Annotated in this window: 19 protein-coding genes; 5 read left to right on the top strand and 14 right to left on the bottom strand. The window is 33.0% G+C overall.

Annotated elements, in window-relative coordinates; translation table 11 throughout:
* Positions 1-180: 180 nt before the first annotated feature.
* From IRZ83_RS16245 to IRZ83_RS16230, 4 genes are all read right to left on the bottom strand, one after another.
* Positions 181-957: a DeoR/GlpR family DNA-binding transcription regulator gene (locus IRZ83_RS16245; RefSeq protein ID WP_194570306.1), complete on the bottom strand. Its 777-nt coding sequence runs from the start codon at positions 955-957 to the stop codon at positions 181-183.
* 528 nt (positions 958-1,485) lie between these two features.
* Complete coding sequence (locus IRZ83_RS16240) at positions 1,486-2,232, bottom strand: succinate dehydrogenase/fumarate reductase iron-sulfur subunit (protein WP_035617551.1); 747 nt, start codon at positions 2,230-2,232, stop codon at positions 1,486-1,488.
* Positions 2,233-2,325: 93 nt separating this feature from the next.
* Positions 2,326-4,326 carry a fumarate reductase/succinate dehydrogenase flavoprotein subunit gene (locus tag IRZ83_RS16235; protein ID WP_029270802.1) on the bottom strand — a complete coding sequence of 667 codons (2,001 nt, stop codon included), beginning with the start codon at positions 4,324-4,326 and terminating at the stop codon, positions 2,326-2,328.
* Positions 4,327-4,337: 11 nt separating this feature from the next.
* Entirely contained in the window at positions 4,338-5,003 is a 666-nt protein-coding gene (locus IRZ83_RS16230; protein ID WP_029270803.1) for a succinate dehydrogenase cytochrome b subunit, read from the bottom strand.
* A gap of 321 nt (positions 5,004-5,324) precedes the next feature.
* On the opposite strand from IRZ83_RS16230, the gene IRZ83_RS16225 reads away from it, so the two are divergent.
* Entirely contained in the window at positions 5,325-6,686 is a 1,362-nt protein-coding gene (locus IRZ83_RS16225) for a hydroxymethylglutaryl-CoA synthase family protein (protein WP_194570304.1), read from the top strand.
* 182 nt (positions 6,687-6,868) lie between these two features.
* Here IRZ83_RS16225 and IRZ83_RS16220 read toward each other — a convergent pair whose 3' ends face one another.
* The 3 genes from IRZ83_RS16220 to IRZ83_RS16210 all read right to left on the bottom strand — a co-directional run bounded on the left by IRZ83_RS16220 (position 6,869) and on the right by IRZ83_RS16210 (position 8,701).
* Complete coding sequence (locus IRZ83_RS16220) at positions 6,869-7,408, bottom strand: hypothetical protein (RefSeq protein WP_194570302.1); 540 nt, start codon at positions 7,406-7,408, stop codon at positions 6,869-6,871.
* Between the two features lie 100 nt (positions 7,409-7,508).
* Complete coding sequence (locus IRZ83_RS16215) at positions 7,509-8,249, bottom strand: LytTR family DNA-binding domain-containing protein (RefSeq protein ID WP_194570300.1); 741 nt, start codon at positions 8,247-8,249, stop codon at positions 7,509-7,511.
* Positions 8,249-8,701, bottom strand: coding sequence for a GNAT family N-acetyltransferase (locus IRZ83_RS16210; RefSeq protein WP_194570298.1), 453 nt, complete (start codon positions 8,699-8,701; stop codon positions 8,249-8,251). Before IRZ83_RS16210 ends, IRZ83_RS16215 begins: the two co-directional genes overlap by 1 nt.
* Positions 8,702-9,502: 801 nt before the next feature.
* Here IRZ83_RS16210 and IRZ83_RS16205 point away from each other — a divergent pair.
* The 3 genes from IRZ83_RS16205 to IRZ83_RS16195 all read left to right on the top strand — a co-directional run bounded on the left by IRZ83_RS16205 (position 9,503) and on the right by IRZ83_RS16195 (position 12,642).
* Positions 9,503-10,795 carry an aminopeptidase P family protein gene (locus IRZ83_RS16205; protein ID WP_194570296.1) on the top strand — a complete coding sequence of 431 codons (1,293 nt, stop codon included), beginning with the start codon at positions 9,503-9,505 and terminating at the stop codon, positions 10,793-10,795.
* A gap of 7 nt (positions 10,796-10,802) precedes the next feature.
* Entirely contained in the window at positions 10,803-11,702 is a 900-nt protein-coding gene (locus IRZ83_RS16200) for an alpha/beta fold hydrolase (protein ID WP_228520716.1), read from the top strand.
* A 163-nt stretch (positions 11,703-11,865) separates the two neighbouring features.
* Complete coding sequence (locus tag IRZ83_RS16195) at positions 11,866-12,642, top strand: alpha/beta fold hydrolase (RefSeq protein WP_194570291.1); 777 nt, start codon at positions 11,866-11,868, stop codon at positions 12,640-12,642.
* Positions 12,643-12,725: 83 nt separating this feature from the next.
* On the opposite strand, the gene IRZ83_RS16190 is transcribed toward IRZ83_RS16195, so the two are convergent.
* Positions 12,726-13,100 (bottom strand): hypothetical protein, encoded by a 375-nt coding sequence (locus IRZ83_RS16190; protein WP_029270821.1) that lies wholly within the window; start codon positions 13,098-13,100, stop codon positions 12,726-12,728.
* 19 nt (positions 13,101-13,119) lie between these two features.
* Positions 13,120-13,440: a roadblock/LC7 domain-containing protein gene (locus IRZ83_RS16185; RefSeq protein ID WP_029270823.1), complete on the bottom strand. Its 321-nt coding sequence runs from the start codon at positions 13,438-13,440 to the stop codon at positions 13,120-13,122.
* Positions 13,441-13,728: 288 nt separating this feature from the next.
* On the opposite strand from IRZ83_RS16185, the gene IRZ83_RS16180 reads away from it, so the two are divergent.
* Complete coding sequence (locus IRZ83_RS16180) at positions 13,729-13,872, top strand: hypothetical protein (RefSeq protein WP_157494976.1); 144 nt, start codon at positions 13,729-13,731, stop codon at positions 13,870-13,872.
* 7 nt (positions 13,873-13,879) lie between these two features.
* Here IRZ83_RS16180 and IRZ83_RS16175 read toward each other — a convergent pair whose 3' ends face one another.
* The 5 genes from IRZ83_RS16175 to IRZ83_RS16155 all read right to left on the bottom strand — a co-directional run bounded on the left by IRZ83_RS16175 (position 13,880) and on the right by IRZ83_RS16155 (position 23,701).
* Complete coding sequence (locus IRZ83_RS16175) at positions 13,880-14,554, bottom strand: ATP-binding cassette domain-containing protein (protein WP_194570289.1); 675 nt, start codon at positions 14,552-14,554, stop codon at positions 13,880-13,882.
* A 296-nt stretch (positions 14,555-14,850) separates the two neighbouring features.
* Positions 14,851-17,616 (bottom strand): PD-(D/E)XK nuclease family protein, encoded by a 2,766-nt coding sequence (locus IRZ83_RS16170; protein WP_194570287.1) that lies wholly within the window; start codon positions 17,614-17,616, stop codon positions 14,851-14,853.
* 64 nt (positions 17,617-17,680) lie between these two features.
* On the bottom strand, positions 17,681-19,156 hold the full coding sequence (locus IRZ83_RS16165; protein WP_029270831.1) for an OmpA family protein: 1,476 nt from the start codon (positions 19,154-19,156) through the stop codon (positions 17,681-17,683).
* 112 nt (positions 19,157-19,268) lie between these two features.
* Entirely contained in the window at positions 19,269-20,462 is a 1,194-nt protein-coding gene (gene kbl / locus IRZ83_RS16160; RefSeq protein WP_194570285.1) for a glycine C-acetyltransferase, read from the bottom strand.
* A gap of 80 nt (positions 20,463-20,542) precedes the next feature.
* Positions 20,543-23,701, bottom strand: coding sequence for a UvrD-helicase domain-containing protein (locus IRZ83_RS16155; protein ID WP_194570283.1), 3,159 nt, complete (start codon positions 23,699-23,701; stop codon positions 20,543-20,545).
* Positions 23,702-23,769: the final 68 nt, after the last annotated feature.

Here is a 23,769-nt window from a genome sequence, read left to right as displayed (position 1 = left end):
CGCCACGGATCAAATTGGCCCTAAAAATGTCTTTAACGCCAGATTATTATAGGGATTGGCCGACAAATTATCTGAACCAGAATGCATTGAATGGCCAATTTTTAAAACAACCGATATTGTGATGAAGAATTAGAAAAGAATCTTTTTAAAACTGGCTCAATTTTTAATGAAGAATTGGGATTAAATAAAAAGTACACTTGGAACTGCCTTCTTATACGATTGTAATTTTTCGTCACTTGGATCAACCTCCGTTACAACGTAATCAACCTCAGATAAGTTGCCAATTTTCATTTTTAGAACCGTATCAAGTTTTTCAGAAATAGTTAAAATTGCTTTTTTTTCAGAAGCCTGAATCATTGCTTTTTTTACCTGAACGGTTTCCCAGTCAGAATCTGAGAATCCGCCTTCGATATCTAAAGCATTGGTTCCTAATAGTAATAAATCGACTTTTATATTTGCCAATTGATTATACACATCGCCGCTCACACACATTTGGCTGTACGAAGAAATACTGCCGCCAATCATGATAATTTTAACATTCGGCTTATCTAAAAGTTCAACCGCAGATAAAACGGTAACCGTGAAAATAGTAAGATTTAAATCATTGGGAATTAAGCGAATGAATTCACGAATTGTAGTACCGCCACCAATTAACAGAACCATTCCGTCATGAAGAAGTCCTAAAGTTTTTTGCGCAATAATTTGTTTAGATTCGCCTGCATAAGTTTGATTGGATGAAGAATGGTGATATGCTTTTGTCATCGCACCCCCTTTTACTTTTATCAATAAAGATTCTGATTCAAGTTCATTTATATCACGTCTTATAGTATCTTCTGAAACAAATAATTTAGCCGAAAGCGTTTCGAAACTTACACGGGTATGCAAGTTAATCTCTTTTAAAATAAGATTTTTACGTTCTTCCTTACTGTAATTTACTGCTTCATTATCATTATTCATGCGAATTATTTTTTAAACAAATTTAAACAATAAATGCAATAATATTGCGAAACAAAACACAACACAAACAAACAAAAAGATAATCAATCTATTTAAAGACATTTAAACAAGAATTGCTTTTGCATTTTTTTGCAGAAAAGAATTTATTGCAAAAAGTCAACCCTTTTAATCAAAAAAAGCAGCTTATCAAATTAATATTACTTTAAAAAAGATAACAATTACCGTTAGTGAAGAAAGATTATTCTATGGAGTTCAGCGTTTATGCAAATACTTCCTAATAAACCAAAAAAATCAAGTAATAAAATTTCCTGTTATTACTGTCGAAGGTGTGCCAAGACACACTTACCACGGATTGTACCTATGTGTTTTCGTCATTTTTTTACTGTCGATGTTATAAAATATTTTATTGCATAAATGCCCAGTTATAAATTAAAACTTTCATTGACATTAATTTTTTAGAAATAAAACACAAAAAAAAGGATCAGTTGAAGCTGATCCTTTTTTTATTTAAAACTAAAAGTCTTTAGATTATCCTTTTAAACTTGCAGATAAATATTCACGGTTCATACGTGCAATATTTTCAAGAGAAATTCCTTTTGGGCATTCTACTTCACAAGCTCCGGTATTAGTACAGTTACCAAAACCTTCATGATCCATTTGGTGTACCATATTTAAAACACGATCAACAGCTTCGATTTTACCTTGTGGCAATAAAGCGTATTGCGATACTTTTGCAGCAACGAACAACATTGCAGATGAGTTCTTACAAGTTGCAACACAAGCTCCACAACCAATACAAGCAGCAGCATCAAATGATTTATCTGCATCGTGTTTGTTAATCGGAATTGTATTCGCATCAATTGTATTTCCTGAAGTATTTACCGAGATAAATCCACCAGCGTGCTGAATTCTGTCAAAAGAACTTCTGTCTACAACTAAATCTTTAATTACAGGAAAAGCTTTTGCTCTAAATGGCTCGATAAAAATCGTGTCACCATCTTTAAACATACGCATGTGCAATTGGCAAGTTGTAACTCCTCTGTCTGGCCCGTGTGCTTCTCCGTTGATGAATAAAGAACACATTCCGCAAATTCCTTCACGACAATCGTGGTCAAATGCTACTGGCTCTTCTCCTTTGTTGATTAATTGTTCGTTAAGAACATCAAGCATTTCAAGGAAAGACATATCTGGTTCGATTCCGTCGATTGGGTAATCAACAATTCCCCCTTTATCTTGGGCGTTTTTTTGACGCCATATTTTTAATGTAAGTTTCATACCTTTTTAGTTTGAAAGTCATAAAGTCGAAAGTCGAAAGTCGCCTGACAATTTGCCTTTGGACTTTAAGACTTTGGACTTTCGACCAAATTCTTATTTGTAGCTTCTTTGAACTAATTTAATGTTTTCGTAAACCAGAGGTTCTTTGTGTAATACCGCGTCACTTGGTTTTCCTTTGTACTCCCAAGCTGCAACATATGCAAAGTTTTCGTCATCACGAAGTGCTTCTCCTTCTTCTGTTTGGTATTCTTCGCGGAAGTGACCTCCACAAGATTCATTACGGTGCAATGCATCTTTTGCGAACAATTCTCCTAACTCTAAGAAATCGGCAACACGTGTTGCTTTCTCTAATTCCTGATTAAATTCGTTAGCGCTTCCAGGAACTTTTACATCTTTATAAAACTCCTCACGTAAAGCAGCAATTTCTTCGATAGCTTCAGTTAAACCTTTAGCATTACGTGCCATACCTACTTTATCCCACATGATTTTTCCTAATTTCTTATGGAAATAATCTACAGAATGAGTTCCTTTATTATTGATAAATCTGTCGATTTGATCTTTTACTTCTTTTTCTGCTGCTACGAATTCTGGCAAATCTGTAGAAATTGGTCCCATTTTAATATCCGGAGCTAAATAATCTCCAATAGTATATGGTAACACGAAATATCCATCAGCTAAACCTTGCATCAAAGCAGAAGCTCCAAGTCTGTTTGCTCCGTGATCAGAGAAGTTAGATTCTCCAATTGAGAAACATCCAGGAATTGTAGTCATTAAATTATAATCTACCCAAGTTCCACCCATCGTATAGTGAACTGCAGGGTAAATCATCATTGGTGTAGTATAAGGATCTTCGTCAACAATTTTGTAATACATTTGGAATAAGTTTCCGTATTTACTTTTCACGATTTCAGCTCCTAATTTAGTTACTAATGCAGCATCATTTGCATCTAAACCTTTTACGAAAGCTTCTTCAGTTCCGTAACGTTTGATCGCTGCAGCAAAATCTAAGTAAACAGCTTCTCCAGTTTTGTTAACTCCAAAACCAGCATCACATCTTTCTTTTGCAGCACGAGACGCAACGTCACGAGGTACTAAGTTACCAAAAGCAGGATATCTTCTTTCTAAGAAATAATCTCTCTCAGCTTCAGATAAATCTGTTGCTTTTTTCTTTCCTTCACGAATTGCTTTAGCATCTTCTAATTTTGCAGGAACCCAAATACGACCGTCATTACGTAACGATTCAGACATCAAAGTCAGTTTTGACTGGTGATCTCCAGAAACTGGAATACAAGTTGGGTGAATTTGTGTGTAACAAGGATTTGCGAAAAACGCTCCTTTTTTATGAATTTTCCAAGCTGCTGTTGCATTACTTCCCATAGCATTTGTTGACAAGAAAAATACGTTTCCGTATCCTCCAGAACCAACTACTACCGCGTGAGCAGAATGTCTTTCTATTTCTCCAGTAATTAAGTTACGAGCGATAATACCTCTCGCTTTTCCGTTTACGATAACAAGGTCAAGCATTTCATGACGATTGTACATTTTAATTTTTCCACGACCAATCTGACGGTTCATTGCAGAATAAGCTCCTAACAATAATTGCTGACCAGTTTGCCCTTGTGCATAAAAAGTACGAGAAACCAAAGTTCCTCCAAAAGAACGGTTATCTAAAAGTCCGCCATATTCACGAGCCAATGGAACTCCTTGAGCCACACATTGGTCAATAATATTAGCAGAAACTTCAGCCAAACGGTGAACGTTTGCCTCACGTGCACGGTAGTCACCCCCTTTTACAGTATCGTAAAATAATCTGTAAACTGAGTCACCATCACCTTTATAATTTTTTGCTGCATTGATTCCCCCTTGTGCTGCAATAGAGTGCGCACGTCTTGGTGAATCCTGAAAGCAAAAAGCTTTTACGTTATATCCCTGCTCAGCCAAAGTAGCCGCAGCTGAACCTCCAGCCAAACCTGTACCAACAATGATAATATCTAAATTACGTTTGTTTGCAGGGTTTACTAAATTAATATGATCTTTATAATCTGTCCATTTGTCCGATATTGGGCCGTGTGGAATTTTTGAATCTAATGCCATTATAATTTATATTAATTATTGAAATGATGAAATAATGCGATAATTACGAAAAGTGCCGGTACTACAACTGCAAAACCATAACCCACTTTACTTAAAAATCTAGAATATTTATTGTGCATCCCCATTGACTGAAGAGATGAACCGAATCCGTGCCAAAGGTGAAATCCTAAAAGGATAAAAGACACACAGTATAATCCTGTACGGATTGGATCTTGAAATTTATGAACTAACTCTCCATAATATCTTGTAGCATCTGGCGCATTACCTACTACATATTTATAGTTTACTTCTGGAAACCAAAAATCATAAAAATGCAATCCTAAGAAAGCCAAAATAACCAATCCAGAAATAATCATATTTCTAGAACTCCAAGAAGCGTTTGCCGCTCCGTTGTATCTTGCATAAGCAATTGGTCTTGCTGCATTGTTTTGAGCAGTAAGTACAAATCCCATTACGAAATGGAAAATTACTCCAATTGCCAAAACTGGCTGCATAACATATTGTATCAGCGGATTGTATCCCATAAAGTGCGAAGCCTCGTTAAAAACATCTTCACTAATAATAGAAATAAAATTTAAGGAAACATGCAGCGCTAAAAACGTGATTAAGAATATTCCCGAAAGAGCCATAGCCACTTTCTTTAAGATGGAAGCATTCAACTGTGCAGATTGTGCCATAAGTGTTTAAGTAGTTTGTTTTAAAAAATTAGACAAAAATAAAGCAATTAGACATGAACTACAACCATTTCGCTGTTATTTATAATGATTTTAAAGAGCTTTGAATAACATTATTGCAAATTATTTAAAAACAACAAAATAGGGTTTTTTCTGAAAGCATTTTAACTAAATCCTGACTTTTATATAATTACCAAATTGTTATTTTTTTATACTTTTTGGTTTCTTTTCCTCAAAAATAAACGCTACAGCAATTTTAATCCAATAAAACGGCTGAATTTTAATAGCATAATTTTACCTTTATCGGCTTCAAAAAAAATCAGAATGAAAACAGGAATTGACGCTATCTCTTTTGATGTAGCCAACGTACATTTACCCATAAAAACTTTGGCCGTTGCCCGAAATATTGAACCCGAAAAATTAGAAAAAGGTCTCGGATTACTTAAAATGACTTTACCAGACGTTCATCAAGATGCAGTCGTTTTTGGAGCAAATGCTTTGACTAAACTTATTCTTGAAAACGAAATAAACTTAAGTGAAATCAGCCGAATTTACGTTGGTACTGAAAGCGGTATCGACAGCTCGAAACCAATTAGTTCTTTTTTAATCAGCTTAATGGAACAAAAATTTGGTGAAGATTCTTTAGCAGAATGTGATGTTGTCGATTTTACTTTTGCCTGTATTGGCGGTATTGACGCGTTGCAAAACTGTATCGATTTTGTAAAACTAAATCCAACCAAAAAAGCAATTGTGGTTACGACTGATTTTGCTAAATACGATCTAAACTCAACCGGAGAATACACACAAGGCGCCGGAGCTGTAGCAATGCTTATAACTTCAAACCCAAGAATAATTGCTTTTGATGAAAATTGGGCTACAAGTACAAAAGGTGTTTTCGATTTCTTTAAACCTTACAGAAGCGTTTCAAAAGAAGCGATTACGCAAAACCAAAACAACGATCCGTGGTTTGATAATTTAGAAGCTGAAATCGAGATCCACAAGGATCAGCCGGTTTTTGACGGCCAATATTCGAATCAATGTTATATGGATCGTACGCGTAATGCTTATTTTTCATTTAAAAAACTAAAAAACACTACCGAAACTTTATACAATTCTTGGAACAGCATTATTATGCACTTGCCGTATTCTTTTCAGGGGCGACGAATGTTATCTGAAATTTACGCTTTAGATCATAATGATAAAATTATTTCAGAGAATATTGCACCGGCAGATTATCAAACCAAAATTAAAGAAGTTGGAAAATCTGATGAATACAGAAAATTTGTAACCGAGAAATTACAGCCTGCAGAATTGGCTTCATCGCTAATTGGGAATCTATATACAGGTTCCATTTTCATGGGATTATTATCGACTTTAGCTCATTTTTATGACAGCAATAAAGAAGTTGCCGGAACTAAATTCGGATTCCTTGCTTACGGAAGCGGATCTAAATCGAAAGTTTTTGAAGGAACGATTCAACCGGAATGGAAATCGGCTTTGGCAAATGTAAAGCTTTTTGAAAACTTAGCTGAAAGCATAGAAATTGGTTTTGAAACTTATGAAAGCCTTCATAAAAAAGAACAAAAAACAAGTGTTCGAACTCCGAAAAACGAATGGGTTCTGGACCGAATTGAAAAAGAAATTCCAAATTTGATTGGAGCTAGATATTATAAATGGATTGATTAAATTTTTAAATTCCAATAAGGGAATTCCAAAACCGAAGCTTCATGTTTCGGTTTTTTTTTCTTTGGGTTATTTCAATATTGTAAAAAAATTGCGCTTCTTGCTTTTAAATAAGACATCAATCTTTCTTATTTAATTGAATTTGGATTTTTATGCCAAACTAATTTAATGCATGGCTTCTGTTTTTATTCCTTTCTATAAAGTAAAAATCCTAATCCCAAAACAAAAACAATACAACTCACCAGCATATAAACTCCATTTTTTAATACAAAAAAGGAAAAACCGATTGCCAGTGAAGAAACAAAAACCATGAGAAAACTTATCGTATTTGTTTTGATAAAATTCAACGCGTGCATAGAAAGTCCAATAAAAAGTAAAGACGGACCAACAATTACAAAAGGATATAAAATCGATGGCGCATTACTAATATGCTGGCTTAATTTTTCTCTGGCAAAATCATCATTCCCAAAACTCCACATTAGTAAGTCGATTGTGCAAAGTCCGATGTGTGCAATAACGCCTAATGCAGTAATTGTAGAAGCGACCAGATTTAATCTGTTTTTAGGAAATACATGATTGAAAGAAAATAACAAACAAGCTCCAATTAAATTGAACCAATGTGCAAAATCGATTGGCTGATGAAAGTTGGGCAAAATTTTAGAAAAGAATAAATAACTGATGACGAAAAATAATAATCCGATTAGGCAAAGGTGTTTTGTTTTCATAATTTATTTTAAAAATTGATGAACAAAACTAAAATGAAAAACCTACGTAAATCCTTATTTTACTAACTTAGGTACAAAACCAGCGTTTTTAGGTACGAAATTACAAAGACAATAAAGCTTCTTTATAATTTTTAGAAACCGGAAGTTCGATTTGGGTAAGAAGAACCGTATTTTGATTTCGCCAAGATTTAAAATGCATCGGATTTATTAAATGAGAACGATGAATTTGAAGTAAGAAATCAAAATCTTGCTGTACTTTTTTAAGAGAAGCCCGAAGCAGTTTTGAAGTTAGTTTTTCGTTTTCAAGATAGAAAATCTCTACATAATTTTGAGCGTTAGAAATACAAACTAAATCGGCTTTGCTGATTTTTAAAACATCTAATTTGTTTTCGCCTCTAATAATTAAAACTTCATCTTTTATCGGAATCAGTTTTATTAAATATATTCTTGCCAGAACAATTACTGGAGTTACAACAAGCGCTACTTTTATAAATATTATCGAGAAGAATTGCCCAAAATCATATCCTCCTTTTAAAATCGGACTTTTATAATAGGTGTAAATACAGATTAAATAAATCACGTAAAAAAACAGGACACTGCCAATTTCTAAACTGCTGTTCCATTTTGCTTTTTTTTCGTAAACCGCTTTTTGAACAAAAGCAAAAATGCCATAACATAAAAATGCTATTACGCTAAAGCCAAGACTTATTAAAAACCAAGAACGAAAATTTAAAGTTCCGTCATCAAAAGGTTTTATAATAAAAGCAAAAATGAATATCCATAAAGCAAGCAACAAGCCTACTATCAGATTGTGTTTTATGGATGAATTTAGCTGTTTCATTACTTATAAATAGTGAACTTATTATGCGATAAAGTAAATCCAAGATTTTCGTAAATAGATACATTTTCTACCCTTTTTTTATTTGTGGTTACTTCGATGCTTTTTAAATTATTCTGATCTGCAAAATTTAAAATCTCATTTATCAATAATCTTCCAACACCTTGACCACGATAATTTTGATGAATAAAAAATTCCTGAACTTCGCCAACTAATCCGCAATGATGTAAAAGATTTTGGGTGTGAAAGCTTATAAAACCTAATGGTTCGTTTTTGTTTTCGGCTATTAAATAAAGATTTTTTGGATTTGAAATGTTTTCGTTAAAGATTGCTTTGAATACTTCGAATTCTATAATTTCATTTTCTAATTCACAGATTGATTTATAGATGAAATCTAGGTCTAGAGTATTCACTTTTCTTATTTCAGCTTTTGAAAATAATATTATTTCTTTCATCTTTTATTTATATTTTAAAAAAAACTCCTGTCGCTACTAATAAATGAGTTACAGTAGTTGTACATACTGTTTTCAATTTATTAAAAGATTTATCATAGAAAAGTCCATAAATAGGAAATTGTATTAAACTAAAAAAGAAAACCAACATCAACAGATAAAAAAAAAGAACCCCAAGGAAACAAAACAATAAGTTGATCTGTAAAACCATGTCCTCCTCCTCAAATAATTATAGAAGAAATTAAAATCATTGGTGTAGCAATACTCAAATTAATTGTCCATTTGTAATTCGCCATTCTTTTCAGTTTGTTTTTTGAAATTCTTTTTCATAACCGAAAATAAGAATTAAAACAACATTATTACAAAATCAAAATTTCTAATTATCTGTTTCTTCTTTTTAAACCGCAAGCGTGAGAGATAAAGGCGGTATCCTTTTATGCAGCGGAGCAAAATAAAAAATATAGCCGATCCCGAAGCTTCGCGACGAACCGGAGGGGCACGCCTATTTTAAGATACTAAATTAAGATTAAAAATCTGTCAAATCTGTGTAAATCGCCAATCTTTGTCGAGTTTCTATTGTGATTTCTCCCTCCGTCGAAATGACAGAACTTTGCGTTTATCAATCTTTACGGAGTTACTTGCGGAGATTTCTCCTTCGCCGAAATGACAAGATTGTGCAAAAACTTTGTGTCTTAGGGTCTTTGTGGCAAACTCTAACAAATAAGAAAACTTTAATAAATCAATTATACGCACTTCTGTAAAAAATAGTAATTTTGAAATTCGAAGTTCAAAAACGAAATTATTATGAAATATCATCAAATAAACAGCGCTCTTTTTGTAAAAAACCGCAAAAAATTCACGGCAGAAATGAAACCTAATTCGGTTGCCGTTTTCAACTCAAATGACATTTACCCAATTAGTGCCGACAGTACTTTGCCGTTTGCACAACACCGCGACATTTTTTATTTAAGTGGTGTAGATCAGGAAGAAAGTATTTTGCTTTTGTTTCCAGATGCGCCTTACGAAAGTCAAAAAGAGATTCTTTTCTTGAAAGAAACTAACGACCATATTGCGGTTTGGGAAGGTGAAAAATTAAGTAAAGAACGCGCTTTTCAGGTTTCTGGAATTAGAACTGTTTATTGGTTGCAGGATTTTCATAAAGTTTTGAATGAAATGATGACGTATGCCGATACGATGTACATTAATACAAACGAACATTACCGCGCAACGGTTGAAACTGAAACCCGCGAAGCTCGTTTTGTAAAATGGTGGAAAGAACGTTATCCTGCACACAATGTAGCGAAAAGCAATCCAATTTTACAACGCATTCGTTCTGTAAAAGAAAGCGAAGAAATCGATTTGATTCAGCAGGCTTGTGATATTACGGAGAAAGGTTTCCGCAGATTGCTTTCGTTTGTGAAACCAAACGTAACCGAATATGAAATCGAAGCCGAATTGTCGCACGAATTCATCCGTAACCGTTCTAAAGGTTTTGCTTATACGCCAATTATCGCTTCTGGAAACAATGCGAACGTTTTACATTATATCGAAAACAATCAGCAATGTAAAGCTGGCGATTTAATTTTGTTGGACGTTGCGGCAGAATATGCTAATTATTCGAGCGATATGACTAGAACTATTCCGGTTTCTGGTAAATTCTCTGAAAGACAAAAAGCGGTTTACAATGCCGTTTTGAGAGTTAAAAATGAAGCTACAAAAATGTTGACTCCAGGAACACTTTGGAAACAATATCATGTTGAAGTGGGTAAAATCATGACTTCTGAATTATTAGGTTTAGGATTAATTGACAAAGCTGATGTTCAGAACGAAAATCCAGAATGGCCAGCCTATAAAAAATATTTCATGCACGGAACTTCTCACCATATGGGACTTGACACACACGATTACGGATTACTTCACGAACCAATGAAAGCCAATATGGTTTTTACGGTAGAACCTGGAATCTATATTCCTGCAGAAGGTTTCGGAATTCGTTTGGAAGACAACGTTGTGGTTCAGGAAAAAGGAGCGCCGTTTAACTTAATGCGCAACATTCCGGTTGAAGTTGAGGAGATTGAAACATTAATGAATGAATAATTTAAAAATGAAAAAGATTTTTCTATTTGTTTTTTTGATGTTTATCGGACATAGTTTTGCTCAAACCGAAGGTTATGCAACAAACAGCGACGCCAGCAAAACGTATTATAAGATATTCGGAAAAGGCGAACCGCTTTTAATTATTAACGGCGGTCCCGGAATGAACAGTAATGGTTTTGAAGGCATGGCTAAAATTTTGGCAGAAACTCAAGAAACGATTATTTACGACCAAAGAGGAACTGGAAAATCAAAACTGAAAGACGTAAATTCTAAAACTATTTCGATGAAAATAATGGCTGACGATATTGAGTCATTACGAAAACATCTAAAAATTAAAAAATGGAATATTCTTGGACATTCTTTTGGCGGAATGCTAGCTTCATATTACGCAACAATTTACCCAAATAGCATCAATAAATTAGTTTTATCTTCTTCTGGAGGCATTGATTTGACTTTACGAAAAACAGAAAATCTTATCGAAAGAAACTTAAGCAAAGTAGAGAAAGACTCAATGAATTACTGGAATGACAGAATTGAAAAAGGCGATACTTCATACACCGCTGCGCTTGGTCGCGGAAAAGCAATGGCGCCGGCGTATGTATATGATCGAAAATATGTTCCGATAATCGCTGAAAGACTAACACAAGGAAATTCGACTATAAACAGCTTGCTTTGGGATGATATGCAAAAAATCAATTTTGACTGCTCAGCAAAATTGAAAAACTTTAAAAATCCTGTTTTAATTATTCAAGGTAAAGAAGACGTTATCAGCAACGAAATTGGCGAATTGGCTCATAAAACAATTCCTAATTCGAAACTCATTTTACTTGAACATTGCCGACATTATGGATGGCTGGACGCAAAAGAAAAGTATTTTGGAGAAATAAATTCCTTTTTAAAATTATAAAAATTAAATGGCTTTCAGAAATGGGAGCCATTTTTTTGCTCAATATAAGTCCTGTAAGCTCATTTAAACACAAAACCTATCAACAATTCAGGCTTAAATTTCCTTATATTTCTTATATATATTACGTTTCTTATCTTTGCACTTTAAACTTTAAAGCATCATTTTGAAAAACATTCTATATAAAAACACCAAAATATCGTATACCGATTCGGGCGCTGGAACTGCAATTGTACTGCTTCATGGTTTTTTAGAAAATAAAAAAATGTGGCAGGAATATGTTCTTTTTTTCTCAGAAAAATTTCGTGTTGTCACCATTGATTTATTAGGTCACGGCGAATCAGATTCTTTAGGCTATGTACATTCTATGGAAGAAAATGCCAATGCAGTTCATGAAGTTTTAGAACATTTAAAAATTGAAAAAGCTATCATTTTAGGGCATTCGATGGGCGGTTATGTTGGTTTGGCTTTCGCCGAATTATTCCCAAAAAACATTCAAAAATTAGTTTTACTCAATTCAACTTCCAAAGAAGACAGCGCCGAAAAGAAATTAAACCGAACTCGCGCTATAAAAGCAGTAAAGCAGAATTATGTAAGCTTTGTAAGCCTGGCAATTGCAAATTTATTCAGCGAAAAAAACAGGATAAGATTGGCTGATGAAATCGAAAAAGTAAAAGTTCAGGCTTTAAAAACACCTTTGCAGGGCATTGTAGCTTCTCTAGAAGGAATGAAAATCAGAAAAGACAGAGAAGCACTTTTGCAAAAAAATCTGTTTCCGGTTTTATTGGTTTTAGGCAAAAAAGACCCTGTTTTAAATTATGAAGAAAGTATTTCTCAAATCGAAGACACAACTGCAGAACTCGTTTCATTTGAAGACGGGCATATGAGCCACATCGAAAATAAAGAAGAATTGAAAACAATTTTATTCGATTTTTTCGAATAACCTAACCTTATAAAAATCAAAAAAGGCCATTTCTAACCGAGGTTGAAAATAGCCTTTTTCTCATTTTTGGGGGCAAAATATCATTATAACTTTGAAGAAATATCTTTTTTGTATTTAGATAAAGTTGCTCTTGTTAATCCAAGATTTGCTTTAGTAGAATCTACAGCTAAATAAATGAAATATCTTCCGTCTTCAGAAACGTCAATAATATGTATTTGATCTGTAAGTGTAATTAAAATATCGTTGATTTTTTGGTTTAATCCTAGAGCTTTAATGGCGTTTAGTTTTGCTTTAACTACTTCTAAATTGTAAGCAGATGCCAATTCTGGGTCAAAATCAGGATTTACAGTAAGCGAACAGTAAGACATTCCTGTTTCAACTTCAGTCACTGAAACAGCGATAAATCCGTTAACATTCTCTTTTAAATCGTTTTGAAAATTTTGTAAAAAATCTGACATGTTTTAAATTTTGTTTAAATTAATTGTTGAAAACGGTATCCATCTTTCGAAGCAAAAGACCCATTTTACTTATATCTTTAGAAAGCAGTGCAACACAATTATCATATTGGTCTTTGTTTGCTACCACGATACCATCTCTATTTTTAATCATTACCTGCTTAAGATCTCCATTATTAACATCTTCAGACATCTCTAAGCACATTTTTAATATCATTCCAATCATTGCCGCTACATTGCCGTCGTACTCCAAATTAACTGACTCTAGCAAAATACCATCTATATTAAAACTTAATCCAGACTCAGCTCCGGTCTCTTCAACAAGCGTATTTAAATCAATCATAATTGTTATTATATATTATAAGAAGGGTCAAAGATATTTTTAATAAATATAATTGTTTGGTAAACACTTGTTAAAAAAAAAGACCTTCGTAACCATTTGAAGCACTTTTATTTATAGCATAATTATTGGCATTCTTTAAAATAAAATATGCAAAAAAAATTAACAGAAAAAGTAGAATTATTTAAAAATCAAACATTTCTTTCCATTAAACTCATTTCTACAATTAACATTTGAGACTAATGCCGTTTAATAGAAGTTTTTCATAGCTTTGCAAAAAATTTTAATAAAATGAAAACTGTTGACGAAGTACGATTTGATTTGAATGTAAAACTTATGAAGTTTAGAAGATTTCGTTTTGAAAACGGAAAAATAAACAATGGAGATGCTGAAGAGAGCGAAAAGAAAGGATTTTTCAAGAAAATTTTCAGCTAAAAAGCACTTACAAAAAGGCAGAATAAGATAAATATCCTTTTTCAGCAAGTTCCTCTATTTTATTGATTTTATGAAGTCTTCCTTCTTTTATCAAATTTAGTCTAGTTGAAATCTGGATTACATTTTGATAATTATGATCTGTAATAATAATTCCTTTTTTGCTTACGTTTGATCGTATCATTTCATTGACAACATCAACCATTAAAGGAGACAATCCGTTGTAAGGTTCATCGAGCAAAACAAATTTTGAAGGGTTAAAAAGAACTGTTTTGATTTCGAGATAGCGCAATTCTCCACCAGATAAATGACTTATTTTTTTATCTAAAAGAGATTGAATAAATTCATCTTGGCAAAAAATATCCCTATTTTGTTTATCGATGGCTAATGAGATTACTTTGCGAACAGACAAATATTTCGGAATGAATTGATCTTGATGCAGATAACTAATTTCATTCAGCAAAACATTTTTATTATTTAGTGAAACCGAATCTATCCGAACGCATTTGTTTGGCGCAGGTTCAAGTCCGACAATAATTTTTAATAAAGTTGATTTTCCGGATCCATTTCGGCCGAGCAAACCAACAATTTCTGAAGTTTCGCATTTCATATATATATCAGACAGTATAATTTTTTCACTATACCTCTTCTGTATTCCATCGACTTCTAAAATATGTTTCTTCAAGATAACTTCTTTATTAGAAAAAGGATTAATCCTAAAACTATTGTGGAGAAAAATGTCAAAATGTAGCTAGAGACCAAAAGCTGTATTTTAGAAATTCCGTTGTTTGAATAAAACAGGTACTCATTTTTGCGATATAATTCTTTATAACCAATACTCACCAAAAATCCTAAACTCAAAAAATAGATAAAGAAATAATCATAGCCGGCCAAAAAAACCGGAATAGCACACACCGTAAAATTGATAGCTAAAGTAGATTTAAAAAACTCAAAAATATTAGCAAGCTTTCTCATATTTTTTTAGTTTATTTTTTCTTCAAAAGGAATTTCTGCATCGAAAATTTCATTTAAAAGCAATACAATTTCTTCTAAATAATAATGAAGAATTTCTTTTGTCACTACAATGTCAAGATCTTTATCTTCCTTAAAACCAAAAGGCAAGAAACCAGATTTTAAGTTTTTAAATGAAATAATTCCAACTTCAATAGGAATTTCGCCTGCTTCTTTCTCAAACATAAATGCATAAGCAAGAACCTGAATGATTTTGTCATTTTTAAGCTCCTGCGTTAAACCGTTCCACGATTTCAGTACAACATTACCTTTTTCTACTTTTCCTGTCTTATAATCAACGATTCTTATTTTTCCGTTTCGCAATTCAATTCTATCTACATTTCCTTTAATTAGAATTGGAAATGGCAAATTTTCATGAACGAGTTGACGTTCGAAAGTTTTCTCTAAAGCTATAATCTGAATTGCATCTCCATTCTGTATCGATTCTAATTCTAATCTTAAAAAATTAGAAACGTTTCGTTTCGCAACTTCAAACGCTAAAAGATTTCGGCCTTTTTTAATTTCCCCTTCTTTATAAACCAGCTTAAATTGTTTTAAAACTTCATCATCGAGCAATTTAAAGCAATTTGTGATATCAGATTCAGAAATAAATTTGCCCACAAAAGGATCATATAAAGCTTTTAAAGTTTCGTGAATAATAGTTCCGAGCGTATTTAAAGCAATATTTTCCTCCACTTCTTCCACTTCTCTAATTCGAAGTATTTTTTGAAAGTAAAACTCAATTGGGTTTCGAATATAACTTGTTAATGCCGAAGGAGAAAATCCAGTTACAGCAATTTCTTTTAGACGCTCCATAACAGCTTCCGACTTCGGAATAACCATTGGCTGATAAGCCGTTGTTGGCAAAACAGGATTATAAATATCAAAAGTAAGAGTATGTTTGATTTGTTTTTCAACCTCTAACTGCGTGATAAAACGACTTCGCTCTCCTGCATCAAGACCATCATTTTCAGTGTTATAAATCAAATAGATATTCTTTGCTCTTTGCAGCAAGTGATAAAAGTGATAGGTATAAATGGCATCTTTTTCTTTAAAAGTTGGCAAACCCAATTCACGTTTCACATCATAAGGAATAAATGAATTTTGAGATTTTCCGGCAGGGAATTTTCCTTCATTCATAGAAGTAACAATTACAGTATCAAAATCAAGAACACGGCTTTCTAAAACTCCCATAATCTGAAGACCTCTTAAAGGCTCTCCTTCAAATGAAACTTCGGCAACATCGATAATTTGTTTATAAATCGCATGCAAAGTATCAATATTATCAATGTGATGATGCTGTGAATAATAATTAATCAGCTTATTAATTACTTTAAAAACAGCAAATACAAAAGATTTGGCAATTTTTTCTTCTTCATTATCGTTGCTGAAATTTTCTTTTATCAGAAGTAATATTACGGAGACATTTTCGAGAACAGCAATAGAGCCGTTTTCCCATTTTTTAAATAATAACTGAAATAAATTTGATGAAGTCGAATTTAGTTCGATTATTCTGTTGTGCGTAATAAACGTGTAATTATTTTCTTTTATAATTTTCACTAAATTACCTGTATTTGAATATGGCGCAACCAAAGGATGTGTCAAAATATCCAAAACGTCTTTATAATAAAACACATAACTCTCACCTTTTCGAGAAAGTGCATTAGTATGCATTTTAAATAATTTTGCAATCAATATCTGGGATGGATTATTCTTGCCAGAATATCCCATTGTAATATTTAAAGCTCCAACCGAAGAAGGCAATGAATATAAAACCGGCATCAGCAGATTTTCTTCACCCAAAACAATAGCTACTTTGTCTAGTGATGTTGTTGGATTTTCATTTATAATATTTTCAATTATACTTCCAGCTAATTTTGCCTGACCAATAGTTTTAGGAGAACCTATAACCTGAATGTTTTTTGATTGCGAAAAGTCGTCTACTATCCACTCAAACGGATGTGATTTATAATGTTTCCAATTCTCTTTAAAACGTCTTACGAAAAGACCTGCATCATGATAAGGATCATTTAAGAAAGTCTGATCGACATCCCAGTAAATTTTGGCTTGATCTAATGCTAAAAGATGCTGCACTATTTTTTCCTCCGCAGCGTTTAGTGCATTAAAGCCCGCAAAAATAAAAGATCGATTTGAAATTGTATTCGAAAAGTGATTTAGATTATTTACCGCTTCACGATAAATTAAACCTTGATATCCAATTCCTTTATTTAACAAGTGATTGTATAAGGCATCGTAATACAAAGGGAGAAGTTTCCAGAAATCAATATAGTTTTCTAGGAGTTTAGTTTTGTTCTCTACTTCAATTCCCCATTTCTTGATATCCTCAATATCTTTTAAATAAGATAAAACATGAGATGGATCTAAAAGGTATCGATCAATTTCATTAAAATCCTGAAGAAGTGTTTTTGCCCAATTGGCAAATAATTCAAATGATTGTTGATGTTGTTTTTCTGTAACAGAGAGATATACTTCGTAAAATTCAAATAAAAGTTCAATTGAATCAACTGAACGAATTGAAGCAACATCTTGTACAAAATCTTCTATGCTTATAATCTCTGGCGAAAGAATTGTTTTAATAGTCTCTTTTTTTAAAGCCTCTACTAAAAAAACTTTAGCTCTTTTATTGGGTAAGATAATAGTAGTTTCAGAAAGTTTAGTTCCATAATCCTGAATTACAACTGTTGCTATTTTTTCGAGAAAAGAAGTATTTATCATTTGATAAAAATAAAAAAAGCCATTCAATTAAGAATGGCTTTTAGTATTTATTTACAAAAGTAAATTATAGTTTACCTTGGTATTTAGAACCAATATGTTTGATTTCAGTTCTTCTGTTTTGTGCTTTTCCTGCTGGAGTTTTATTAGTCGCAACTGGCATAGACTCACCAAAACCTTTAGATACTAAGTTATCAACATTTACTCCTCTTTCGATCAAAGCGTTCATAACTGCAGCAGCTCTGTCTTCAGAAAGTTTTTGGTTCAATTTATCAGAACCATCGCTATCTGTGTGACCTTCAATACTGAATTTCGCGTTTGGATAGTTTTTAAGGATTTCTTTGATAGCATCTAATCTAGCTGGAGTTTCTTTGTCACCAGTTTTGAAAGTAGCTTTTCCTGAGTTAAAGTAGATTGCTCTAGCTTGAACTTTAAGGTCTTCCAAAGCTTCAGTAGTTACTTCTGGACAACCTCTGTTAGAAGCAGGACCGTAAACTGTAGGACAATCATCATCTTTATCAGCAACACCATCTTTGTCAGCGTCTAAGAAAGGACAACCACCATTTTCTTTTGGACCAGCAACTGTAGGACATTTGTCATCTTTATCAGCGATTCCGTCTCCATCAGTATCAGGACAACCTTTTAAAGCAGCTAAACCAGCAACATCTGGACAAGCATCATCTTTATCAGCAATTCCGTCTCCGTCTGTATCAGGGCATCCGTTTAATGCAGCTAAACCAAATACATCTGGACAAGCATCAGAAGCATCAACGATTCCATCTCCGTCAGTATCAGGACATCCGTTGAATTGTTTCAAACCAGCAACATCTGGACAAGCATCATCTTTATCGTAGATTCCGTCTCCGTCAGTATCTTTACCTCCGAATTTGAAAGTAAGACCTAAAGTGTGTTGGAAATGAGATGGAGTATCAATTTCTCCATTATAATCATTTCTTCCTGGAGGTTCGCTTGGAGCAACAGCCCATTTGTAAGCTGTGTTTAAAGACAAACCAATTGCATCAGTAAACCAGAATGTAATTCCAGCACCTGGATTAACAGTACCAAAGCTATCTTTCCCTAAGAAAGTATAACCCCCACCAATTGTTAACGAAGGATCAATTACTTTAGATTTAATTAATTCTTGGAAGCTATATCTAATATTAGCATCGATACCATAATACATTAAATCCCCTGGATTAGTAACTACCATACCTCTTCCATCATGCCCTACAGCATTTGGTCTGAAGTAAACAGCTTTATCAATTTTGTTTACAGATCCTTGTAAACCTACTGAGAAACCGCTACCAACATATCTAGACACACTAATGTAAGATAAAGAAGGAAGAATATTCCAGTTGTCTTTTACAGCGAATGGCTGCGAAAAATGTTGATCGAAGAAACCATGTCCTCCACCAGCACTAGTTCTAGTGTCAACGGCATTAACTCCAAAAGAGATAGCCCATGGATTGTTACTGTCTTGTGCGTGAGAACTTAAACCCATCACCATCATCACAGCAACTAAAAGTTTGTTAAGATGTTTCATACTTAATTTTTTTAATTACAATTTAGTTAATTACAGACAAAAGTAACACCAAAATTTTTAAATACAAAATGAAATGTTAAAAAAAACCTACAAAAATTTCAGTAAATGGAAATTATATAACTTTTAACATCTCTCCAACAACTTTGAATGCAGTTATTGCTCTGTCTAAGTGCTCTTTGGTATGTGCCGCAGATAATTGCACCCTAATTCTAGCCTTATCTTTAGGTACAACAGGAAAGAAGAAACCGATTACATAAATACCTTCTTTCAATAATTCATCAGCCATTTTTTGAGATAATTTTGCATCATATAACATGACTGGTACAATTGCAGAATCTCCATCTATGATATCGAAACCAGCTTTTTTCATTCCTTCCTTAAAATAATTTGTATTCCACTCTAATTTATCTCTTAACGAAGTATCTTTTTCTAATAATTCAAAAACTTTTATTGAAGCCCCGACAATTGCAGGCGCTAATGAATTGGAAAACAAATACGGTCTCGAACGCTGACGAAGTAATTCTATAATTTCTTTTTTAGCTGTCGTATAACCGCCCATCGCTCCTCCTAAAGCTTTACCAAGTGTTCCAGTTATAATATCTACCCTTCCCATTACACCTTTCGCTTCTAAAGTACCTTTCCCCGTAGCTCCAATAAATCCAGCAGCATGGCATTCATCTACCATCACTAAGGCATCATATTTATCAGCTAAATCGCAAATTTTATCTAGAGGAGCCACAACACCATCCATAGAGAAAACACCGTCTGTAACAATTAATTTAAAACGCGCGCCAGCTTCATTTGCTTTAATTAACTGTTGTTCTAAATCTTCCATGTTACTATTTTCGTAACGATAACGGGCGGCTTTGCACAAACGAACTCCGTCTATTATCGAAGCATGGTTTAAGCTGTCTGAAATAATCGCATCATTTTCTCCCAATAAAGGCTCAAAAACACCACCATTTGCATCAAATGCAGCCGCGTATAATATCGTATCCTCTGTTCCGTAAAAATCAGCAATTTTTTTCTCCAATGTTTTATGAATATCCTGTGTTCCACATATAAAACGAACAGATGACATTCCGAAACCATGTGTATCCATAGCATCTTTAGCTGCTTGAACAACTTCTGGATGTGACGAAAGTCCTAAATAATTATTGGCACAAAAGTTCAACACTTTTTCTCCAGTCGAAATTGTAATTTCTGCATCTTGAGCAGAAGTTATAATGCGCTCTTTTTTAAAAATTCCGTTTTCTTCAATAGTCTGCAATTCACTTTGCAAATGCTCTTTAATTTTACCGTACATTTCTATTTATTTAAAACGTTAAAAATTAACAATTTACATCAATTTTGAAGCTGTTAAACCTTAACATCTGATTAATTTTTTCACAAATTTACTACATCGATTTCGGTTCCTATATATACCAGAGCCCTTTTTAACACTTTGTATCCTAAATCCTCAATAGCATCTTGATATTCTTGAATTTGCTGTTTGTATTTTGGATTTATAGCCCCAGTTTTATAATCCAACAAATAAGCTTCTTTATTTTGTGTTAGAATAATCCGGTCTGGTTTCAAAATTTTCCCTTCTTTTTGAACAATTGTCTGCTCATTAAGAATTTTATTTTTCCCATCAAAACAGATACTCAATTCGGGATGATTTACAATTTCTCGAAGCGTATTCAATACCATTTCACTTTGATCGACCTTAATCAATCCTTCTTCAATTGCTTTTGTAATTGCCAAATCAATATCTGATTTATCTTTAATAAAAGCCAAAATTTCATGAATTATATTTCCATACGAAATTGCTTCTTGCTGGTGCGTTCCCCACATTAAAGCTTCTCGCTGTGCAATTTTTATATTTTTAGCATCTAAAATAGCTGCAACAATCGGAATCAGCTTTACCAAATCAGCAGATTTTACAGGAGCGGAAAGTTTCATTTTATTTCCAAATTCATATTCTAATTTTTCAGGATCGTAAACTCCTTTATTCATTAAATATTTAATAAAAAAAGAAGCCATATTATTTGGAAATTCCCCATCTTTTCTTTCTTTCAATGACTGCGATATCACATACAATTGTTCTTCTGCACGGGTTAATGCCACATATAAAACATTAATATTATCCAGTAATTCTTCTTGTTTTTTCAAATTAAAAACAGCCGATGCACTTTCGCCAAAACCTTCAACCGCACTGCTGTTATCAATTAAGGCTTTTGGAAAATCCAATTCTACACCTTCTGTATCAAGCCATAACTTATCTTTTGGTTTTCTATTATAATCTTCTTCTGCAAAAGGCATAATTACAACCGGAAATTCTAAACCTTTCGACTTATGAATGGTCATAATTCTAACAGCATTATTCCCTTCCGGAGATGGAATACTGAATTTGTCTGCATTTTTATCCCAGTAATTTAAGAAGTCAGCTATTCCGGCTTGATTTCGAATATCTCTTTCTAAAACAATATCCAAGAAAAATTGCACGTAAGCATTTCCTTCAAAGGGAAGAATAAATTTCGAAATTATAATTTCAACTGCTTCATACAATGATTTTTTTCGGACATTTTCAAAAGAAAGGGAAACGTCAAAACTCAACAGCCATTTTTCAAAATCAATTTCAAATTTCTCTGCCATTCCTTTTGCAATAAAATCATGAATTGGCATATCGATTTCTATGTGAGTAGCTAAAAAATGCAAGAAATTAGCTTTCGATTCTAAATCAGCACTGTTGTTTAGATATTTCAGCAAATGAACAATCAAGCGAACTTCTGTTGCATTCTGAATCATTAATGTTTCTGACGACAAAAGAGGAATATTTTGCTCTGTCAGATAATTTGCAATTGCAATTCCCTGATCTCTTTTACGCGTGAGCACCACAATATCTTTATACTCAAAACCTTCGAGAAGAACGTTTTGAATTGTATTTAAAGTTGCCAAAACATATAAATCTGATTTTTCTACAACTTCTTCCTCATCTGCAAAATCATTTTTTTCAATTATCGGAAGAAAAGAGATATTTACATAACCGCCTTTTTTGGCATTTGAATGCTGAAAACTATGGTTTTCATATAAATCTTTATAATCTTCGTTTATAAATTCGGCGGAAATCAAACCAAAAAAAGCATTATTAAAATCAATTACTTCGCTGTAACTTCTGTAATTTGTGTCTAAATGCTTAATTGCTTTATCTGGATTATTGAAGGGATTTACATCTTTACTCAATTCGATAAATTGTTCTGCCTTTCCTCCCCTCCAGCGATAAATCGATTGTTTTGGGTCTCCAACAATCATTAAAGTTCCTTTATTTCCTAAATCATCTAAACCAGAAAGGGAATTATCTATAAGCGGAATAAGATTTTGCCATTGCATCTCAGAAGTATCCTGAAATTCATCAATAAAAAAATGGCGGTATTTTTCGCCCAAACGTTCGTAAATAAAAGGAGCGGGCTGATTCTGAATTTCGCGGTGAATAATAGCATTAAATTCAGAAATCGACAAAATATTTTGTTCTGACTGAATTTTAGCCAATTCATTACTAACCGTGTTAAGCAGTGAAAGCGGCGTAATATTTTTGAGGAAAGCTTTATAGAAATCTCTTTTTTCGAAATTTTTATAAATGTTATCTAATACCTGTAGAAGCTCTGGAATTATATTTTCAATTAATGCTTTGTCTTTGGCAGTTTTGTTAATTGCAATATCATCAAACTCATGAAAAGTTTTATTTCTTGGATTGAATTTCCCGTCCCGAATATTTTCTAAATGATTCGGAAAAGTCCCGCGAGAAAATGATTTTAAATCGATTCCGTTTTTATCAATTAAAGAAAGTGCTTCTGTGGCCAATTTCTCATTTTCAGATTCTAAATCTTTGCAAAGAGTCAACATTTTCTTTTTTATCTCTACAAATTCTTCAATAGATTTATCCTGAAAATGTAAAATTTCATTCCGATTGTTTTCATTTAAAACCAATCGGCCTGTTTCAAGAATTTCACGCGAAACATCCCAACTTTTATCGTCGTCGGTTTTTTCCATTGTAAAATCAATCAGCAGTTTCGTTAAGGTTTCATCTTGTCCCGCTTGCGCAATTATCGCATCAACCGCTTCGATTAATAAATTTTCTGTATCTAAAGTGACTTCAAAAGTCATTGGAAGATTTAAGTCATGTGCAAAAGCACGAATTACTTTATGCGTAAATTTATCAATTGTAGAAATATCAAAAGCAGCATAATTATGAATAAGATGCTTTATAATATTTTGAGATTTTGTTTTGATTTTTATAATTGAAAGCCCAGTTTCTCGAGATAAATCTTCCATTAAATCGGTTGCTTTCGCAGAAGGTTCATCTTTCGCAAATTCAGATAAACTGCCAACAATACGGCTCTTCATTTCATGAACCGCTTTGTTGGTAAAAGTTATAGCCAGAATATTTCGATAGGCATCATTTTTTGGAGAAGAAAGAATAATTTTAAGATATTCCTTAACCAAAGTATAGGTCTTTCCTGATCCTGCAGATGCATCATAAATAGAGAAAGACGGACTTTGCATACGTTTGGGTTTTGTATTGTAAAAATAGCACAATAATATTAAATCTCAATAATGAAAAATTCCAAATC

It is taken from the genome of Flavobacterium sp. JLP (assembly GCF_015350755.1).
GTDB lineage: Bacteria > Bacteroidota > Bacteroidia > Flavobacteriales > Flavobacteriaceae > Flavobacterium.
This window is presented reverse-complemented; position numbering and strand designations above follow the sequence as displayed.

What these genes read in the sequence shown, in the direction of transcription:
- IRZ83_RS16245 (WP_194570306.1), bottom strand. Translation starts at nt 957, where the DNA reads ATGAATAATGATAATGAAGCAGTAAATTACAGTAAGGAAGAACGTAAA.
- IRZ83_RS16240 (WP_035617551.1), bottom strand. Translation starts at nt 2,232, where the DNA reads ATGAAACTTACATTAAAAATATGGCGTCAAAAAAACGCCCAAGATAAA.
- IRZ83_RS16235 (WP_029270802.1), bottom strand. Translation starts at nt 4,326, where the DNA reads ATGGCATTAGATTCAAAAATTCCACACGGCCCAATATCGGACAAATGG.
- IRZ83_RS16230 (WP_029270803.1), bottom strand. Translation starts at nt 5,003, where the DNA reads ATGGCACAATCTGCACAGTTGAATGCTTCCATCTTAAAGAAAGTGGCT.
- IRZ83_RS16225 (WP_194570304.1), top strand. Translation starts at nt 5,325, where the DNA reads ATGAAAACAGGAATTGACGCTATCTCTTTTGATGTAGCCAACGTACAT.
- IRZ83_RS16220 (WP_194570302.1), bottom strand. Translation starts at nt 7,408, where the DNA reads ATGAAAACAAAACACCTTTGCCTAATCGGATTATTATTTTTCGTCATC.
- IRZ83_RS16215 (WP_194570300.1), bottom strand. Translation starts at nt 8,249, where the DNA reads ATGAAACAGCTAAATTCATCCATAAAACACAATCTGATAGTAGGCTTG.
- IRZ83_RS16210 (WP_194570298.1), bottom strand. Translation starts at nt 8,701, where the DNA reads ATGAAAGAAATAATATTATTTTCAAAAGCTGAAATAAGAAAAGTGAAT.
- IRZ83_RS16205 (WP_194570296.1), top strand. Translation starts at nt 9,503, where the DNA reads ATGAAATATCATCAAATAAACAGCGCTCTTTTTGTAAAAAACCGCAAA.
- IRZ83_RS16200 (WP_228520716.1), top strand. Translation starts at nt 10,803, where the DNA reads ATGAAAAAGATTTTTCTATTTGTTTTTTTGATGTTTATCGGACATAGT.
- IRZ83_RS16190 (WP_029270821.1), bottom strand. Translation starts at nt 13,100, where the DNA reads ATGTCAGATTTTTTACAAAATTTTCAAAACGATTTAAAAGAGAATGTT.
- IRZ83_RS16185 (WP_029270823.1), bottom strand. Translation starts at nt 13,440, where the DNA reads ATGATTGATTTAAATACGCTTGTTGAAGAGACCGGAGCTGAGTCTGGA.
- IRZ83_RS16180 (WP_157494976.1), top strand. Translation starts at nt 13,729, where the DNA reads ATGAAAACTGTTGACGAAGTACGATTTGATTTGAATGTAAAACTTATG.
- IRZ83_RS16170 (WP_194570287.1), bottom strand. Translation starts at nt 17,616, where the DNA reads ATGATAAATACTTCTTTTCTCGAAAAAATAGCAACAGTTGTAATTCAG.
- IRZ83_RS16165 (WP_029270831.1), bottom strand. Translation starts at nt 19,156, where the DNA reads ATGAAACATCTTAACAAACTTTTAGTTGCTGTGATGATGGTGATGGGT.
- kbl (WP_194570285.1), bottom strand. Translation starts at nt 20,462, where the DNA reads ATGTACGGTAAAATTAAAGAGCATTTGCAAAGTGAATTGCAGACTATT.
- IRZ83_RS16155 (WP_194570283.1), bottom strand. Translation starts at nt 23,701, where the DNA reads ATGCAAAGTCCGTCTTTCTCTATTTATGATGCATCTGCAGGATCAGGA.